The sequence below is a fragment of the Gammaproteobacteria bacterium CG11_big_fil_rev_8_21_14_0_20_46_22 genome, assembly GCA_002796245.1.
GTDB lineage: Bacteria > Pseudomonadota > Gammaproteobacteria > UBA12402 > UBA12402 > 1-14-0-20-46-22.
This window is the reverse complement of sequence record PCWT01000006.1, coordinates 1-2366: the sequence shown is the minus strand read 5'-3', so window position 1 is coordinate 2366 and position 2366 is coordinate 1. Positions and strand designations below refer to the sequence as shown.

Below are 2366 nucleotides of genomic sequence, written 5' to 3'. Positions count from 1 at the left end.
GTTTAAGCAAGCAGTGAGGCTTTTTAAACCCAAACCATACCAGCCCCCAGCTTTGCCTGACTCAAATTAGAAGGAGTTGTGTCGTGTACGAAGGGCTTTTACGCGCAACCGATACGCCATACTGCATCGTCTGGTACGCTTGATACACTTGCGCCTTTGAATGATCGCCGGCAAAGGCTGCCAAAGCCGAAACACTTAAAGCTGCGATAGTCGATAATTTTTTCATCCTACTCCCTCCTTAGTAAACCACTCCATTATGAACAGTTCACTTTTACAGGGCAAGTCAATTACACGCTGCCGGCGCAAGCTTTTGTCTATACTGATGCGCAAGTGGTTCTTGAGCCTCAGCCGTTTGATTAAACATGTTAACACCCTCCTGCCCTTGCCAAAAACGCTCATAGGCTTTCTTGAGGCCTGGATGACCCAAGCATAACTCAATAAACTTTTTCAGAATTGAGCGCTTGATCACTAAAGCATTAGTTTGATTGTCTGATTGAAAGTGCTTGATCGCTTGAGTCATGATGTTTTCAAAATCATCGATCAGCCCGGTTTTTCCAGCATAGCACCGATTTAAAAAACCTGAGAGGTGACTCACCAAAGGGTGTCGTTTGAGCGCTCGCACACTGACCCTACCGCCGATAAAACTTCCAATAAAAAGACCAAAACGATCTTGGCCTGCTGCTGCGCGGCAGGGCTTAACTGAGAAAATGATACTAAAATAAGCCTGCTCCTTATCCATCACGATTTAGCTGTGAGTGTAGCAAAGAAATCAAAAGCTCACAGCACGAGGAATCCCTTGACAGTATTTTGATCAACTTCTAGACTGCCTTCTTTTTACCGAAACCAGTGCCCTGCCATGAGTCAGCCGAAAAATCACCGCTTAAGCGTATTCAGCCTTGTGATGATCAACGTCATCGCAATCGATAGCCTTCGCAACCTACCAATCAATGCTGAATACGGCTACGCCATTATTTTCTTTTACATCCTAGGCGCGATTGGCTTTCTTATTCCTTCCGCACTGGTCACCGCAGAGCTTGCCACACACTGGTCAGAAACCGGCGGGCCCTATGTGTGGGTGCGTGAGGCCTTTGGTAAAAAGGCCGGCTTTTTCGCCATCTGGCTGGATTGGATTTACAACGTAGTCTGGTTTCCGACCATTCTATCGTTTATCGGCGCGACAGCCGCCTCCCTCTTTCGCCCAGATTTAGTGAACAATGCCTACTATATGGTTGCTGTGATCATCATCTGCTTTTTGCTGGCCACCGCGTTTAACCTTAAAGGCATGAAGGTCTCAAGCCGCATCAGTGAGCTCGGCGCCATACTCGGCACCATGCTCCCGATGGCTGTGTTGGTTATCTTAGGCTTTGCTTGGCTACACGGTCACACAAGCCGTGCCGAGACGACACACTTTTTACCCAGCCTGAGTGATGCGCACAATATGGCCTTTTTGGTCGCGGTAGTCTTTAGTTTGCTCGGCATTGAAATGTCATCGATTCACGCCGGTGAAGTGAAAAATCCTGCAAAAGATTACCCGCGCGCACTGATCATTTCTTGCGTCTTGATTGTTCTGAGCCTGATCTTAGCCTCTGTGGCCATCGCCATTGTTGTGCCACCGGCGCACCTAAGCCTGGTTAACGGATTGAACCAAGCTTTTGCGCTGTTCTTTGCCCATTACCACCTAAGCTTTCTAACACCCGTGTTTGAAGTGTTGATCATGCTGGGTGGTTTTGCCGGCATGGCCGCCTGGGTGATTGGCCCGACCAAAGCACTGATGATCAGCGCACAAGATGGCAGCCTACCCAAACAACTAGCCAAGAAGAATCCTCATGGCGCGCCAAAAAATATTCTTTTTTTACAAGCTATTATTGTCATTATATTAAGCATTACTTTTATATTATCCAAAAGCGTCAATAGTGCTTATTGGCTACTGTCCGCACTGACCGCGCAGCTTGCGATGATCTATTACGCCTGCATTTTCTTAGCGGCACTGAAACTTCGCAAAAGCCAGCCCGAGCGAAAGCCCGAAGCCTATCGCATCCCAGGCGGCAAATGGGGCCTTAGCTTTGTGTGTGGATTGGGATTACTGACCATCACCGTCGCTTTAGTGATTGGCTTTATTCCGCCGGAAAACATCCCTTTTGGCACGAATGCCAGCTACGTGATCACCCTGTTGATTGGCATGGCGATTTTCACGCTACCGGCGTTTGTGATTTATCGGTTTAGACAGCGCGCCGATTAAAGACGCCCGTAGGAGGCGGCGGCGCACCATACCGGGTGCGATTAAAAGTGTAGGTTTTTGAAAAAAACGTTAGAATCCATGTAATTTTAATATTACAGAAGGATCGAAAGACATGGAGGACGCTAAA

General features: G+C 47.9%; 2 protein-coding genes. One reads left to right on the top strand and one right to left on the bottom strand.

The genetic code is table 11. The annotated features are described in order from the left end of the window. Positions 1 to 283: 283 nt before the first annotated feature. Complete coding sequence (locus tag COV52_00255; GenBank protein ID PIR12148.1) at positions 284 to 739, bottom strand: hypothetical protein; 456 nt, start codon at positions 737 to 739, stop codon at positions 284 to 286. Between the two features lie 117 nt (positions 740 to 856). On the opposite strand from COV52_00255, the gene COV52_00250 reads away from it, so the two are divergent. Further along, the gene (locus COV52_00250; protein ID PIR12147.1) at positions 857 to 2239 is read left to right on the top strand and encodes an amino acid permease; all 1383 of its coding nucleotides are present in this window, start codon (positions 857 to 859) and stop codon (positions 2237 to 2239) included. The last annotated feature ends 127 nt before the right edge of the window (positions 2240 to 2366 follow it).